We start from the raw sequence: 15,007 nt of genomic DNA on the forward strand, positions 1-15,007 counted from the left end.
ATTGGCCTTCACGGGCCCGGGTTGCAGGAGGAGTACGAAATGCTGACCCCCGAAGAGAACGAAGTCCTGACCCGCGTAACGGGCGATGCGCCAATGGCGAAGCTAATGCGCCAGCACTGGACACCAGTCTGCCTGATGGAAGAAGTGGCCGAGCCCGACGGCAAGCCGTTGCGTGTCGAGGCGCTGGGTTCCTCCTATGTCGCCTTCCGCGACACCAAGGGGCGTCTGGGCATGCTGGACGAGCTCTGCCCGCACCGGAAAGCTTCGCTCGTCTACGGGCGCAACGAGGATTGCGGCCTGCGCTGCCTCTATCACGGTTGGAAGATGGACGTGGACGGCAACGTCGTCGCCATGTCTTCCGAACCCGAGGGCAGCCCCCTGATGGACAAGGTCAAGGCGCGCTCGTACCCGGTGCGCGAATGGGGCGGTTTCGTCTGGGCCTGGCTGGGGGACAAGGCCGACATGCCGGAATTCCAGCCCCCCGCCTTTGCGCCCACCGAGGACACGCCGGTCGCTATCCTGAAGATCCGCGTGCCGGCCAACTGGGCGCAGATCCATGAAGGCCAGATCGACAGCGCGCATTCCTCGTCGCTGCACTCTTCGACGATGAAACCTGCCCGTGTCGAGAGCGCGGCAGCGGATGACCAGTCCTGGTATCGTCCTTCGACCGACAAGTCGCCGCGCATGCAGACGGAAACCACCAGCTACGGCTTCCACTACGCGGCGATCCGCAAGCCGATCAAGAACGCGGCGACGCATCACTACCTTCGCATCACCGAGTTCGTGGCGCCCTATTATTCGCTGATCCCGCCCAACAACAACTACAAGGTCGCCAGCGTTATCGTGCCGATCAACGACGACGAGACGGCATTCCACTTTCTCGCCTTCGGTGGCCCGAACGTGCCTTCGACCGAGCAATGGCGGGCCTTCAACCACGCCGTACCAGGCAAGGACCTGGACGAGAAATGGCGCACGCTGCGGACCTTGGAGAACGACTTCAAGCAAGACCGCGCGCTGATGAAGGAAGGCCATTTCACCGGCGTTCCGGGCATTCCGAACGAGGACATCATTATGTGGGTGTCGATGGGCAGTCGCGTGCAGCGCCATACCGACGTCCTGGGCGCCTCCGACCTCGCCATTGTCGAGTTCCGCCGCCTGATGACCGATGCCGCGCAGAAAGTGGCTGAGGGCGGCAAGGCGATCGGCACCGATGCCTTCGCCATGCAAGCGCACATCGCCTCAAAGGAGGGGGTCTATCCGAAGGAGGTCGACTGGCGGACGCTAGTGGCGGCCAAGGTCGACCAGGCGGCCGAATAACTGCGCGATACAGGCCTTCTTACGGTCTGGCGGCCTGCATCTGGCGTCTGCGCCCGTGCGGGCCTTTCTCGTGCCGTTTCAGCCATGGTCGAGTCGTGCCTGCAGTTCGGCCACGGTGCGGCGCAGAAGCGCCGCTAGCGCGTCCGCGCGGCGCGCGATGCGCTCGGTCGGGCCGTGCAGTCCGATGCCCAGCTGTCTTGGATGGCCTGGCGGGACAGGGATTAGTATTGAGATCATCGAAGCATCCCAATGCACTGTACGATGCTCGGGGATGTCGAGCAGATCGCGCGCGTGCAGGATCGAGACGTCGGTCTCGCGGTTCGCATCGAGTATAGCCTCGAAGGCGGCCTGCGGGAAATCCCGGGCCGAAATCAGCCCGGCCGCCAGCGTGCGGCGGTAGATCTCCAGCGCCTCGGGGCGGGGGTAACGCGCCAGCATTAGCCAGCCGGTGCCGTTCTGCACCATCAGCCGCCGGTCGCCCGCGCGAATATAGGTGTTGCGCCCCTCATGCCGGTGCAGCGATGTGACGTAATCGACGCGCAGGTCGCTGGCCGCGGCCAGAACCACCGGCTCCTCTGCCGCGTTGCGCAAGCGGCAGAGCAAGTCAAAGAGCACCGTCTGCTCGTAGGCATCGACCTGCATCCAGTCGCTCAGCTTCTGCAGGCGCGGCGCGGGCAGATAGGCATGGGTGACAGGATCGATGGTCATGTAGCCCATGTCGACCATGGTACGCAGCAGGGCCGTCAGGCTGGAAACCGGATAGCCCAGCATCGCGCTCAGTTCATGCAGGCGCGCGGGCTGCCGGTGGCTTGCAAAGAATTCGAGGATCTCGAATACCCTGGCGGCTGATTTCACCTTCTCGGCGATCATGGCGCCGATCCCTCCTTGTTCGCTGCGCAAGCGCTGGGTTGCGCGCGGCAATCTAGGCCGGAGCGCCGGGCAGAGAAAGGGAACCCACACCCTCACCGGTAAGGCAATTCTTCGGGCGCAGATTTCATATCCTCGAAATCTGCGTCCCGCCGCCGGTTCGCGTTGACGGCGGCACCCAATCGGCAAGGCTGGGCCGGGAGAGGCCTAACCGGTCATCCGCCCATGGGGCGCTTTGCCCCCTTCCTGCCACACCAACCCGAGGCTGCCCCCGGACCCACCGGTTGGCAGCGGTCACGACGAGGTCTTATGAACGATATCCAACTGTCATGCCCCCTTCCACCCCGAGGCGGCACCATCTGCGTCGTTGGTGCGGGCTTCATGGGCTGCGTGATCGCTACGCTCTATGCGCGTCATGGCTACGCGGTGGTGCTGTGCGACACGGATGCCGCCATGCTCGACAGCTTCGCTGACCGCGCGCGCCCGATCGCCACGAGCTTTGCCTCGGACCCAGCCGGGGTCGACGCAATACTGGCCCAGGTGCGCTCCGAGGTCTCGCTGGCCGTAGCGGTGGAGGGTGCCTTCCTAGTGCACGAGGCGGTCCAGGAGAAGCTGGAGACCAAGCGGGCGCTCTTCGCCCAGCTCGACGCGCTCTGCCCAGCAGATGTGGTTCTGGCCACCAATACCTCGTCGCTGCTTCTCTCGGACATCGGCGCCGGGGTGCGGCGGCGCGAGCGCCTTCTGGGCCTGCATTACATCACGCCGGGCCACATCATCCGCGCGATTGAGATCATCTCGGCTGATTTCACCCCACCGTCGCTGGTCGACTGGGGCCGCGCCTTCGTCGAATCGATCGACCATGTGGGCGTGGCCTGCGGCGAGCGACCCGGCTTTCTGATCAACAAGATCCAGTTCGCCATGCTGACCGAGATCTACCGCTTGATGGACGAGGGCCTCGCCAGCCGCGACGACATCGACGCGGCCGTGCGGCTCAGCATCGGGCCGCGCCTCGCGCTTTGGGGGCCGCTGCTGACCGAGGACCTGATCGTGTCCAAGGCGACCGCGCTGGCGGTGACCGACTCGCTGCACCACCAGACCGGGGACGAGAATTTCCGGGGCCGCCCGGTGCTGCGCGAGCTTGTCGAGAAAGGACATATGGGAGCGATTAGCGGTCGGGGCTGGTACCGGTTCGACGCGTCCTATAGCGAGATCGTCGAGGAGCGCGACCGCCAGCTCACCGACCTTCTGGAGTGGCTGCGCGAGCGCGACCCGGTCGGCCGGCTGGCGCCGCGCTGAAACGCGCGAAGGGGGCGGATGATCCGCCCCCGTCCCTTTTCCTGCGTTCTCCTGGCCTCACTGACCAGCGAGGTTGATGTGCACGTTCTTTTCCTGCGTGAACGAGATCAGCTCGCCGATCCCCTCCTCGCGGCCCAGCCCCGATTGCTTGTAGCCGCCGAAGGGTGCGCCAAGAAAATGGCGCCCGACCTCGTTGATCCAGACGAAGCCCGCCTCGGCACGCCGCGCCGCGCGATGCGCCCGGGCAAGGTCGCGCGTCCAGATCGAGCAGGTCAGGCCTAGGTCGAGGCCGTTCACCTCGTCTATCATCCCATCTTCATCCGACCAGCGACGTAGCACCAGCACCGGGCCGAAGATCTCCTCGCGCGCGATGCGCATTTCGGCAGTGACATCAGCGAAGATCGTGGGCTCGACAAAGCAGCCCTCGGCCATCGCGCCCTCCGTCACCGCCTTGCCGCCTGTGATGAGGCGTGCGCCTTCGGCTTTGCCCGAGGCAATATAGTCCATCACCCGGTTGAAATGCTCGCGCCCGACCAATGCGCCCATCGTTGTCGCCGGGTCCGTGGGCAGGCCGGGCTTGAAGCGCGATACCGCCGCGGCCAGCCGCTCGACCACCGCGTCGTAAAGCTCATCGTGCAGGAAAGCACGGCTGGTCGAGCCGCAGGACTGCCCGCACCAGCTAAAATTCATCCCCGCCACGATCGCATTGGCAACCTTGTCGGGGTCGCTGTCGGGATATGCGATCAAGGCGTTCTTTCCGCCGAGTTCGAGCAGCAGCGGCTTCAGCGTGTCGCTAGCCGCGCGCATCACCGCGCGCCCCGCATTCACCGAACCGATCAAGGTGACCTTGTCGACCCCCTTGTGGGAGGCAAGTGCCGCGCCCGCCTCAATGCCGCCGGGCAGCACGGTGAAGACCCCCGCAGGTAACAGCCCGTCGATCAGCTCGGCCAATCTGAGGGCCGAGAGCGGCGCCTGGACCGGCGGCTTGATGATGACGGCGTTGCCGGCGGCCAGCGGCGCACCCATTTTGCCACCGCAGAACATCAGCGGATGGTTGAAGGCGAGGATCCGCGCCACCACGCCCAAGGGTTCGAGCAGCGTCATGTTCACGCGTTCGGGGCCCATCGGGATGGTGTCGCCCTTCATTTCGGTCACCAAGCCCGCGAAGAAATCCATCTGCGCCGCCGCGACACCTGCATCGCCGCGCATCTCAGTATAGGGATTGCCGCAATTGGCGGAATCGAGCAGCGCCAGCTCGTCGCCGTGTCGGCGAATGATCGCGGCGATCTCTTTCAGGATGCGTGCGCGCTCCAGCGGAGCCACCTCGCGCCACGCGCGAAAGCCCAGACGGGCGGCGGCCACGGCGGCGTCCACATCCGCCCCACCCGCGGTCGCGACCTCAGCCAGCACCTTGCCGGTCGCCGGATCATGAGTCGGATCGGTGCGGCCGGCCACGGGCGCATGCCAAGCGTTGCCGTAGTAGAGCCCGAGATTCGCGGGCAGGGTCGGTTTGAGCATGGAGCCCTCCTTGTCACAAGGCAGCGGGCGGCGGGGGCCGCCGTTTCGAAAACCGTCAAAGCAGCGACGGCAGCAGCGTCGTCAGCCCGGGCACCAGCGCCAAGACCAGCATCCCCAGCACATAGAGCAGCACGAAGGGCCAGGCCGAAGAGAACACCTTGCCGAGGCTTGCCTCGGGCCAGGCGCTCTTCAGTGCGAAGAGCGTGTAGCCGAAGGGCGGGGTCATGCCCCCCACGGTGATGTTCACGAGAAACAGCAACCAGAACCAGATCGGGTCAAATTGCAGTTCCGCGATGATCGGCAGGTAGATCGGGATCACGATCAGCATCAGCGCAATCTGGTCGATGAACATGCACAGCACGAAAGGCAGCAGCATGAGCAGGACCAGCATCACCCAGCGCGGCTGGTCGAGGCCCACCACCCATTCGGTCATCGCCGTCGCTCCACCGGTGAAGGCAAGAAGCTGGCTAAACAGCTTCGAGCTGGCCATGATGAACAGGATCATCGCCGCGACCTTTACCGAGGAAACCAGCGCCTCGCCGATCATCTGCGGTGACAGGTTGCGATAGATCGCGGCCGTGATCAGCGAGCCGATCACCCCCATCGCGCCCGCCTCCGTTGGGGTAGCGACGCCGGCCAGGATCAGCCCCATCACCATCAGGATGATGATTGAGAAGGGCACGATGCGCAGCAGCGCCCAGCCCTTATCAGCTAGCGTGGTGCGGGTGCTCTCGTCGGCCTCGTCGGGTGCGAGGGACGGATCGATCCAGCAGCGGGCGAAACAGTAGCCGAGGAAGATCGCCGCGAACATCAGGCCGGGCAAGATCCCCGCGATCAGCAACCCTGCGATCGATACCCCCGCCAGCGTGCCTATGATGATCACGAGGACGCTGGGGGGGATCAGCGGCGCGAGGCTCGCGCCTGCCAGAATGCTACCTGCCGATAGCCGGGCGTCGTAGCCGCGCGCCGTCATGCCCGGCAGCAGCGAACGGCCCAGCATTGCGGCGACGCCCATCGCGGCGCCCGATAGCGTGCTGAACACAGTGGCGAGCACGATCGACAGCACGTATTGGCGCCCCTTTACCCGGCCGACCAGCGTGTCGATGGAGCGGAACAGCACCTCAACGGAATTCGAACGGAACAGAATCTCCCCCATCAAGATGAACAGCGGAATGGTGACCAGCGATTGCGTCGTCGTCGTCTCGTAGAGCGAGTTAACGAACATACCGTAGCCCGTTGGCCCCATGATGATCGCGACCGCCAGCAGGTTGACCAACAGGAAGGCCACAAAGACGGGCAAGCCCACTGCCATGAAGCTCAAAAGCAGGGTCACGCCGGTAACCACGGCGGTGATCCCCTCAACCATGGGTCACCTCCTCTGGGGTTTCAGTGCCAGACAGGTCCGCGCCGCAGGCGAGACGCAAGAAATACAAGCCGGAATTGCCGACGCCATAGGCGATAAAGGCCATGAGGATCCATTTCGGGATGCGCACCGTGGTCAGCGTCGCGGTGCCGCGTTCGGCCAGGTGCCGCACCTCGCCCAAGCATAGCCAGGTCGCCCAGAGACAGGTCGCCGCCGCTACCAAAAAGCCCATGCGCAGGATCAATGGACGCCGAACGCTCGCAAGGTCCGGCAGGATCGTGACCGCGACATGCCCCCCCTCGCGCGTCAGCCACGGCCCGGCGCAGAAGACCGAGATCAGCAGGAGAAACGAGACGAAATCACTGGCCCAGAGCGTCGGCGCGCCGAAGGCGTAGCGCGAGACGACCTCGTAGGCATAGATGAGGACGATGGCTGCCAGTGCGCCGGCGCCGACGAAGAACGCCAGCCGGGTCAGCGCGTCCTGAAGCCGCAGGATCGGTCGCATGGGCGATAGCTCCAAGGAACGGAACGACGCGCGGCGCTCAGCCGCCGCGCGTCCGGAGTCGGATCAGCCGTCGAGGTCCGCCTCGGTGGCAAGGCGGCGCATCTTCTCGATCGTTTCGGCCGATTGCGTCGCGGCAAGGTCGAACACGCCGGAAAACCAGGCCTGATCGAGCATCTCGGCATGCGGGTCGCTCAGCTTGGTAACACTCATGCCCGCCTCTTCCAGCGCGGCGCTTTCCTCGGCGACCAGCGTGTCGAAGAGAGCGTTGGCCTCGATCTCGAAGGTGCGCGCGGCGGTCTCGATTTCGGCGCGGGTCTCGTCGGGCAGGCCGCTCCAGGTCTCGAGGTTCATCAGCACAAGGTGGCCGACTTGGCCGAAGCTCGGGCGCATCATGTAATCGGCGACCTCGAACCAGCGGTAGGACATCGCGCCGATAGTCGGCCAGGCCGCGCCGTCGATCACGCCGCGTTCGAGGGCGGGATAGATCTCGCCGCCGGGCAGCACCACGGGCGAGCCGCCCAGTACGTCGATCGCCGGGTGATAGATCGGCGTCCCACGAACGCGGCGGCCCTGCAGGCCATCCTCGCCCAGCGGCTCCTTGAGCATGATATGATAGCCGTTTAGATCATATAGCACGGCAATCAACTTCAGCCCCAGGGCTTGGTATTCCGCATCAACCGCGTCCCAGATCCCGGCCGCGCGCAGCGCCTCGGTATCTCCCGACAGCCCATCGAGCGCCATGCCTGTCGAGGTCTCGTTGAAATGATAGGCACCATTGGTGAATAGAAGGTCGAAAAGACCGCGCGACACCGGGTCGAACTGCTCGAAGGGCGGCACCGTCTCTGGCCCCATCACCGTCATGCCGAGTTCCGTCGTAACCGCTTCATCGAGTGTTTCGAGGAAGGGGTGCAGGACGTGGTTGACCACGGGATAGCTGGAATCCCAGCTCGAGAGGAGGCGCAGGTCGCGCGCCTCGGCCGAGTCGGCGAACCCCGTGGCCAGCCCCAGCGCCGCAGCGCCTGCGACCGTCACCCATGCCGAGATCGAAATATGTCTGGAAATCATGGAAATGCTCCTCCCCTAGCCTTCCGGCCGAGCGACCCGTGCCGCACAGTCATGCTTTGAGCCGTGACCCCAACCCAGAATAGTAAGTTATCTAAGCTTATGGATGGGAGATCCACTTGTCATCGTTGCCGCCAGCGTCGGCAGGACATTTCACATACATGAAATCCTTCCGTTCGCGCGGGTCAGGATGCTGCTAGCCAGCGACCGAAGCGGCGGTTCAGGAAGGGCAGAATGAGCCCGGTGTTGAGCCCGGTCAGAAGCAGCGCGACGATGAACAGCGAGGCCGCGATCGGCATGTCGCGGGTGAAAGGCCTCGTCAGTGCCACGAGGAGGATCAGCGCAGGATAGACGGCCAGCATGCTGATGACCCAGCGTTTCCAAAATTTCGGTTGCGGCGCATGCGGCGCGGCGGTTTCTGTCGATTGGGTCACGTCTGTCTCTCTTTAAAGGGAAAGAGCGGCCGGATGAAACCGGGCCGCTCTCTTGCCGGAGGCTTGCATCGGTATTAGCCGGTGGCGTTCCGATGCAGGCCGCCGCGACGGCCGGCCACGACATGTCGGCCCAAGAGCATCAGGCCGCTCAAGATCCCGACTAGCGCGACAGGGGCAAATGGCGTGATGGCCGCGATACCGGCCGCTGCCAGCAGAACCCGTTCGACCGGGGAAACCGGCTTGCTGGCGAAGGCCTCAACGGCAACCGCGATGGCCAAGGTTGCGACGATCCCGCCGACGACCGCCAGCACGTTGGAAACAGGGTCGGCCAGAAGCATCAAGGCCGGGTTCCAGACGAAGGCGAAAGGCACAAGGAAGCCGATCGAAGCCAGCTTCACCGACGTGAAAGCGATCTTGAACGGGTCCTCTCGCGCGATCGCTGCCGCCGAGAGCGCAGCCACCGCGATCGGGGGGGTCAGAGCCGACAGGATTGCGAAGTAGAGCAGGAACATGTGGCTTTGCAGAACGGCGTAGCCCAGCTGGGCCAAGGCGGGGCCGACCAGCACGGCCGCAAGGATATAAGCGCTCGGCGTCGGCATCCCGAGGCCTAGGATGATCGTCACCAGAGCGGCGATGAACAGCGTGAGTACAGGTTGCGCGTTGCTAATCACCAGGATCACGTTCGCGGCCTTCATCCCGAGGCCGGTCATGGACAGGCCGCCGATCACCAGCCCCGCGGCGGCGCAGGCGCCTGCCACTGGCAGGATGCGCAGCGTGGTCTCGCCCAGCCCCTCGATGATCTGCCAGAGAGACAGACGGGTCGCCTTGAGCAACATCGAAGCGGCGATGACGCCGGCCACGCCGATGCCGGCGGTGAAGGTCGGAGAATAACCCGCGAGCAGCGCGACCACGATGCCGATGATCGGCAGCAGGAATACCCAGCCGGTCCGGAATGTCTGCGCGACCGACGGCATCTCGTCCTCGGAGGGGCGCAGGTCGTCGCGCACCGCGCGCAGATGGACTTGGCTGAAGACGCCGAGGTAGTAGAGCAGCGCCGGTACCACGGCCGCGACGACGACCGCGTTGTAATCGACGCCGGTGTATTCGGCGAGGATGAAGGCGGCCGAGCCCATGATCGGCGGCATCGCGCTGCCACCGGTGGAGGCCGCGACCTCGACGGCGCCGGCGAAGCGAGCCGAATAGCCGAGCCGCTTCATGACCGGAATGGTGATCGAGCCCGTCGCCACCACGTCCGATGTCGGGCTGCCCGACATCGTGCCGTAAAGACCTGAGGAAATCACCGCGATCTTCGCGGGGCCACCACGGGTGCGCCCGGTCAGCAGCGCCGCGAGGTTGAAGAAGAACTCTCCCCCGCCTGCCTTCGACAGGAAGGTACCGAACATGACGAAAAGGAAGACATAGCTGGCGACAACCTGGATCGGCACTCCGAAGACGCCGTCCGTGGTGAAGACTAGGATGTCGAGCAGGTAGGCGAATTCATCCACCCCATGCCCGAAGGGCGGCGGCAGAAGATACCCGAACCAGTTGTATGCCAGAAAGGTCACGACCACGGTGGTGAGTCCAAGGCCAGTCGTCCGGCGCGTCGCCTCAAGCGTGAGAAGCAAGAGCGTGATGCCGAAAAAAAGTTGTGCGGGCGTGAACGGGTCCAGCAGGCTGATGCGGTCCGCGATGGTAGTCGCATTCACGAAAAAGAAGATACCCGAAGCTAGACTGAGCAGCGAGAGGATGATGTCGTAGAAGGGAATGTGGTCGGGCGCGTCGGGCGTGGCGCCGATCGCGGCGAACATGATCGCATAGATGCCGGAGACGAAGAGGATGCCCAGAACCAGCGGATCCGAGATAGTGAATAGATTCGCGTATATCACCCAGGCGGAGAAGACAGCGGCCACTACCACGATGGCGCGTTGTTGGCCGGCCGCAAGATCCCTTTTGCGACCGGTGGCGACTAGTGGCCCGATCATTGTGATAGCCCTGCCTCGCTGTAGGCGCGGGCGGCTCCGGTGTGAAACTCGAGCACGCTGGGCTTGGCAAGCAGCTCGGCCGTCAGAGATTGCATGGCGCTATGCACCGAACGTACCTCGTCCATGTTGTCGATTAGGGCGTTGGTCAGCGCATAGGCCTCTTCGTCGGACAAGGCGTCCGTAGCAACGAGCAGGGCGCCCAGCGTCACCGTGTTCACATCTACTTCCTGCTGCGAGTAGCTGCCGGCGGGGATGGTCATCTCTCCAGTGCCAAAACGCTCGTTCGTCGCCTCGATGATTTCCTGCGGAACCGAAAGCAGAACCACGTCGGCATTCTGGTCCACCGCGCGGAATGAGGAATGATTAATAAAGATTCCGTTGGTGATCATGTCGAGGCGGCCGTCCTGGATCAGCTCGCCCTGTTCGTTGGCGCCCGCGCGCACGAACTGGCCACCGGCTTCGGAAAGCGTCTCATCGGTGACGCCTGCAAGCTCCAGCATCATCAGGGCGATGTTCGAGGTGATGTTGCCCGAGCGGTTGATGCCGATGCGGATCGGTGCCCCGCTTCCCGCAATGTCGTCCAAGCTGTCGATGTCGTATTGTTCGGCCATGTCGCGATCGAGAAAGAAGTGCATGGGCGCCCAGTTGTACATGTAGCCGATGGCCCGCATGTTGGTAATGGGCTCGCGAAACGGTTCTTCGCCCTCCAGCGCAAGTTGCACCTCCGCGTCATGAACCAAACCGAGGTCGGTGCGCTGCGACCCCAACAAACCGATATTGGCGAACCCTCCTCCGGTCGCCTGATACGTCACCACTGCAGAGGGATCCGCAGCTTGCGCTGCACGGTCGACACCAGCGCCCAAAAGCGACCAGAGGCCGCCTGGATTACCACCAGACAAGGTTAGGTTCAGAGATTCTGCCTGAGCGGCCGTCGCCGAAGCGGCAAGGCTCACCGTCAGTGCAAGTGCCTTAAAGTGCATAATATTTCCTCCCGTGTGGCCCTGTGTCGCGCCTCTTCCTCACCCCTCTTCGCTTGGCATGCATGCCAGCAAAATGGTACGCGCAACATAGCTTAGACATCTATGTCTTAGCAGGCGCGAAGCAATCACGTCAATAGTTAGATTTCTTACGAAGTAGGGTTAGGGCTTCGGTAATGGGGGCCTCCCAGTCAAGGAGCATTGCGCAATAGCCCGGCTTCGCCGAGCAGGTCCTCAGGACCCTCTACGCCCTTCAGAAGTTCGTCCAACAGTTCCTTGGAGATCGTCATGCATGCTTCCTTTCGAAGAAGCATGGACCGGATCACTCATACACAGAAGATCTGACACTCTCTGTGGCGCCCATGGCCTCCTTTCCATAGGTGCTACGGCATCTAGTTCGCCGAGCAGCCTCGCAACCGCAACACCGCCGCTGGTCTTGCCCCCGTTTCGGCGGACACTCAGGCAGTTGCGGTTTGAGCTGCGATGAACTCGCGGGGCGAGCGCATCTTCAACCCTGAGTGCGGGTGATGGCTGTTGTAGTCCTCGAACCAGCCGTCGAGCAACTCGAGGACGGTGACGGCATCCGCCAGCGGCGTGATGTGGACGTAGTCGCGCTTCAGCGTCTTCACGAAGGCCTCCGCGATGCCATTGCTCTGTGGGCTCTTCACCGGCGTGTAGCAGGACTTCAGGCCCAGCTGTCGAGCGAAGATGCGGGTGTCCTTGGCGACGTAGGGCGAGCCATTGTCGCTGAGCATCTCGACAGGATGCGGCGCCCGATAGCCTCCGAAGCGGGCCTCGACGGCCTCCAGCATCATGTCGCGGATGTCCGAGCCGCTGATGCCGGCGTTCACCACGGCCCGCCAGGCGATGATCTCACGGTCATGCGCATCGATGATGAAGGCTCCTCGGACGACATCGCCGTTCCAACAGGTGAACTCGAAGCCATCCGAGCACCAGCGAATGTTCGAGCGCATGGTGATGACCTTGCCCTCATGCGTCTGCTCCGACCGCTCGGTGTATCTGCGCGCCAGCAGTAGGTCGTGCGCCTGCATGATGCGGTAGACCCGTTTGTGGTTCACCGGTGCCGCGCCATCGGCCCGAAGCCGTCGGTTCAGAACCGCCGCGATGCGCCTGTAGCCGTAGGTCGGTCGTGCCGCCACGATCGCCGAGATCAGCGGGAGGACCACCGCGTCTTGCGCTTTGTGATAGCGCCGACGCGGCTTCGCGCTCCCGTTCAGCCGTGCATTCAGGTTCGAGCGGGAGACGCCCAGCGTCTCAGCTACGGCCTTCACCGGGAACCGCCCTTGGGCTGCGACTGCGCGAGCCAGATCGGTTTTTTTGAGCGCGACTTGTCCAGGGCTTCCTTGAGGATCTCGACCTCGAGCGTCTTACGCCCGAGTTGCCGCTCCAACTCGCGGATGCGCTCTTCCATCTGTCGGACAGCGCGGTTGCTGGTGACGTCGTCATCTCCGGACACGGCCACGGCTCCCCCATCCAACATCAGGCGCCGCCAACGATACAGCAGGTTTGCCGCTACGCCATTGCGGCGGGCGACCACCGAGATGCTGGCGCCATCTTCCAGCGTCTCCTCGACGATCCGAAGCTTCTCGGCCGAAGACCAGCGGCGTCTGCGGCCGCCATCGGTAATGATCTCGTAGTCAGACATAAGCATGTGCTTAGGCATATGCCTAAGCCTCCATCGTTATGCCTAAGTGTCCGGTCGAAACGGGGGCCAGTTCAGCCGCCTCACGGCTCATACGGTTCGACATGATCTGCGAGGCCAGTGGGATCAAGCACCGGCTGACCCAACCGCACTACCCCTAGACCAACGGACAAGTCGAGCGGATGAACCGGACGATCAAAGACGCCACGGTGAAGCGCTACCACTACGACGATCACGCGCAACTCGAACGCCACCTCGCCCTGTTTATCGACGCCTATATTACAGTCCGACGTCTGAAAACGCTCTAGGGGCTAACCCCGGCGCAATTCATCGGGCAAGAATGGCAGACTAACCCCGACCTATTCTACCAAGAGCCGTGCCACTTGATCTCGGGACCATACACTAGGCATTTCAGCAGCCCATCATCATGCAAGCCGAAGTTAGTGTCGACCGGTTCCTCTGACCCAGTTGGGAGCAGCCTGCCCTACCTCGTTTCGATAGCAGGACGCTTCAAACCGATCATCACCAGGTGTGTCGACCTGAAAATAAGTGAGTTTCTTTAAAAATCCACTCAGGTTCACGCCAAACGCGCACCAGGCCACTCGTGAGACGTGTCAGAACAGCAACAGCTTCGAATTTTCTTCAAGAAAAATTCGCCACTGAAATAAAGCCGAGGGACCAAGGATGCCGACAGCGCAAGGATCTCTGGCCCTCGAGGAGTAATGTGGGGTTTCAGAAACCGGTTTTTATGATTGCTTATGCTTCTGCACTCATGCAGTGATGTTGCCAACGCGGCAGAACTAGCGAGGCAATATGCAGTAATCGATGCCCTAGACGAGACGAGAGCCCAGACGGCGGCAACCATCTGAGCTCTCTCGTGTCCCAGGCTCTATGAAGAGAACCCTACATTCACCCTTTTCATAGCAGCGCCCCCAAACCCTCGGCAAGTCATTTTGACTGACCGAGCCTAAAAAAGTGCGCTCAAATGCAACTCGAACTCGACGCCTCACGCGGATATGCCGCGATCCCTGACGCTATTCACCACATCAAGATGAGTGATGGAGCATATCGGCTCCTGATCATCCTGTGTGCCCACGCTTCCCACGCTACAGGCCTCTGCGACCCTTCACACGCCTACCTTGCGCACCTCATGGGCAAAAGCAAAGCGAGCATCACCAACCACATGAAGGAATTGCGCGGGCTGGGTCTGATCGAGACGACCAGCAAGCCAGGGCGTGGTGGTGGAAATGGGAAGCTCGATATCCTCGTGACCTTCTGGGCGGCGTGGCGGAAGGCGGTTCGGGTCGCCGGCGAGGCCCGGCAGAAGGCAAAAGCGGGAAGCGCCCGCATTCAACAGAGTAAACGCGTAGGCGTTCAGCAGAATGAACGCGTATGTAAGAACCAAACAAATTATAACCATATACCCCCTGCCCCCATGACACATCACATCAAGGCGACACCTGCCGCGCAAGCTTCGCCGCAGGCGGAGTGTGTAATTAAAAAACTTGTTGAGGAGTGGATGGCGGCAAAGGGCAAGGAGCAATTTCCTCGCTTCGAGCGCGCTCCATCGCCTGATCTCGTCGCTGCTACGGAAGATCTGCTGAGACGCTATGAGGCACCGAGCACTGATACTGCAATGATACCGGCCGGTATCAAGGCTGAGATCAGCAGTCTCTGGACATCCCTCGGTGTCGCGGTCGATGCAAAGATGCTGGCTGTGCAGGAGAAGGCGATACAGTCGGCCCCTGCCCCAGCGAACTACCTTCGCCAATTCATCATCGTGGTGAAGTCTACGTGGAAAGATTACTGGCGGCAGCCCCCTACTGCACGGCACCTGTCTCAGATGCTGAATGACGCCGGACGCGCGATCCAGGCCACCCCCGATACCCTCGTGCGGCTCCTGCGGTCAGATATGAGTCGATACCGGAAATGCGCGGTCAAAGGGTTACTCCCGGCTTGAGCGATTACTGATACCGGCTGGTATCAAGTCGAGGCGCTGAACCGTGACCCACACACAACAACA

Annotated in this window: 12 protein-coding genes and 1 pseudogene; 4 read left to right on the plus strand and 9 right to left on the minus strand. The window is 62.8% G+C overall.

Annotated features, from left to right (window positions below; all coding sequences use genetic code 11):
* Positions 1-39 precede the first annotated feature (39 nt).
* Complete coding sequence (locus ACRAQ3_RS21040) at positions 40-1,317, plus strand: Rieske 2Fe-2S domain-containing protein (protein WP_322338215.1); 1,278 nt, start codon at positions 40-42, stop codon at positions 1,315-1,317.
* Between the two features lie 78 nt (positions 1,318-1,395).
* On the opposite strand, the gene ACRAQ3_RS21045 is transcribed toward ACRAQ3_RS21040, so the two are convergent.
* On the minus strand, positions 1,396-2,187 hold the full coding sequence (locus ACRAQ3_RS21045; protein WP_322338214.1) for a helix-turn-helix domain-containing protein: 792 nt from the start codon (positions 2,185-2,187) through the stop codon (positions 1,396-1,398).
* A 306-nt stretch (positions 2,188-2,493) separates the two neighbouring features.
* On the opposite strand from ACRAQ3_RS21045, the gene ACRAQ3_RS21050 reads away from it, so the two are divergent.
* A complete protein-coding gene (locus tag ACRAQ3_RS21050) occupies positions 2,494-3,480 on the plus strand; it encodes a 3-hydroxyacyl-CoA dehydrogenase family protein (protein WP_322338213.1) in 987 nt (328 codons plus the stop codon).
* A gap of 57 nt (positions 3,481-3,537) precedes the next feature.
* Here the strand turns inward: ACRAQ3_RS21050 and ACRAQ3_RS21055 are convergent, their stop codons facing one another.
* From ACRAQ3_RS21055 to ACRAQ3_RS21090, 8 genes are all read right to left on the minus strand, one after another.
* Positions 3,538-4,998, minus strand: coding sequence for an aldehyde dehydrogenase family protein (locus tag ACRAQ3_RS21055; RefSeq protein WP_322338212.1), 1,461 nt, complete (start codon positions 4,996-4,998; stop codon positions 3,538-3,540).
* A gap of 55 nt (positions 4,999-5,053) precedes the next feature.
* Positions 5,054-6,364, minus strand: a complete 1,311-nt coding sequence (locus ACRAQ3_RS21060) for a TRAP transporter large permease (RefSeq protein WP_322338211.1) — start codon at positions 6,362-6,364, stop codon at positions 5,054-5,056.
* A complete protein-coding gene (locus tag ACRAQ3_RS21065) occupies positions 6,357-6,866 on the minus strand; it encodes a TRAP transporter small permease (RefSeq protein WP_322338210.1) in 510 nt (169 codons plus the stop codon). The genes ACRAQ3_RS21060 and ACRAQ3_RS21065 overlap by 8 nt, the downstream gene beginning before the upstream one ends.
* 63 nt (positions 6,867-6,929) lie before the next feature.
* The gene (dctP, locus tag ACRAQ3_RS21070) at positions 6,930-7,931 is read right to left on the minus strand and encodes a TRAP transporter substrate-binding protein DctP (protein WP_322338209.1); all 1,002 of its coding nucleotides are present in this window, start codon (positions 7,929-7,931) and stop codon (positions 6,930-6,932) included.
* Positions 7,932-8,113: 182 nt separating this feature from the next.
* Complete coding sequence (locus ACRAQ3_RS21075; protein WP_322338208.1) at positions 8,114-8,362, minus strand: hypothetical protein; 249 nt, start codon at positions 8,360-8,362, stop codon at positions 8,114-8,116.
* 74 nt (positions 8,363-8,436) lie between these two features.
* The gene (locus ACRAQ3_RS21080) at positions 8,437-10,344 is read right to left on the minus strand and encodes a TRAP transporter permease (protein ID WP_322338207.1); all 1,908 of its coding nucleotides are present in this window, start codon (positions 10,342-10,344) and stop codon (positions 8,437-8,439) included.
* Positions 10,341-11,324: a TAXI family TRAP transporter solute-binding subunit gene (locus ACRAQ3_RS21085; protein ID WP_322338206.1), complete on the minus strand. Its 984-nt coding sequence runs from the start codon at positions 11,322-11,324 to the stop codon at positions 10,341-10,343. Before ACRAQ3_RS21085 ends, ACRAQ3_RS21080 begins: the two co-directional genes overlap by 4 nt.
* 455 nt (positions 11,325-11,779) lie before the next feature.
* A protein-coding gene (locus ACRAQ3_RS21090) for an IS3 family transposase (protein WP_432257174.1) occupies positions 11,780-13,005 on the minus strand; the annotation gives its coding sequence in 2 pieces (ribosomal slippage) (positions 11,780-12,663 and positions 12,663-13,005; 1,227 coding nt in all).
* Positions 13,006-13,082: 77 nt separating this feature from the next.
* On the opposite strand from ACRAQ3_RS21090, the pseudogene ACRAQ3_RS21095 reads away from it, so the two are divergent.
* Both ACRAQ3_RS21095 and ACRAQ3_RS21100 read left to right on the plus strand, forming a co-directional pair.
* Positions 13,083-13,385: pseudogene (locus tag ACRAQ3_RS21095) on the plus strand (integrase core domain-containing protein); the annotation flags it as partial.
* Between the two features lie 584 nt (positions 13,386-13,969).
* Positions 13,970-14,944, plus strand: a complete 975-nt coding sequence (locus ACRAQ3_RS21100; protein ID WP_322338205.1) for a helix-turn-helix domain-containing protein — start codon at positions 13,970-13,972, stop codon at positions 14,942-14,944.
* The last annotated feature ends 63 nt before the right edge of the window (positions 14,945-15,007 follow it).

Origin of the sequence: Limimaricola sp. AA108-03, from assembly GCF_050847355.1 — a bacterium.
Taxonomy (GTDB): Bacteria; Pseudomonadota; Alphaproteobacteria; order Rhodobacterales; family Rhodobacteraceae; genus Limimaricola.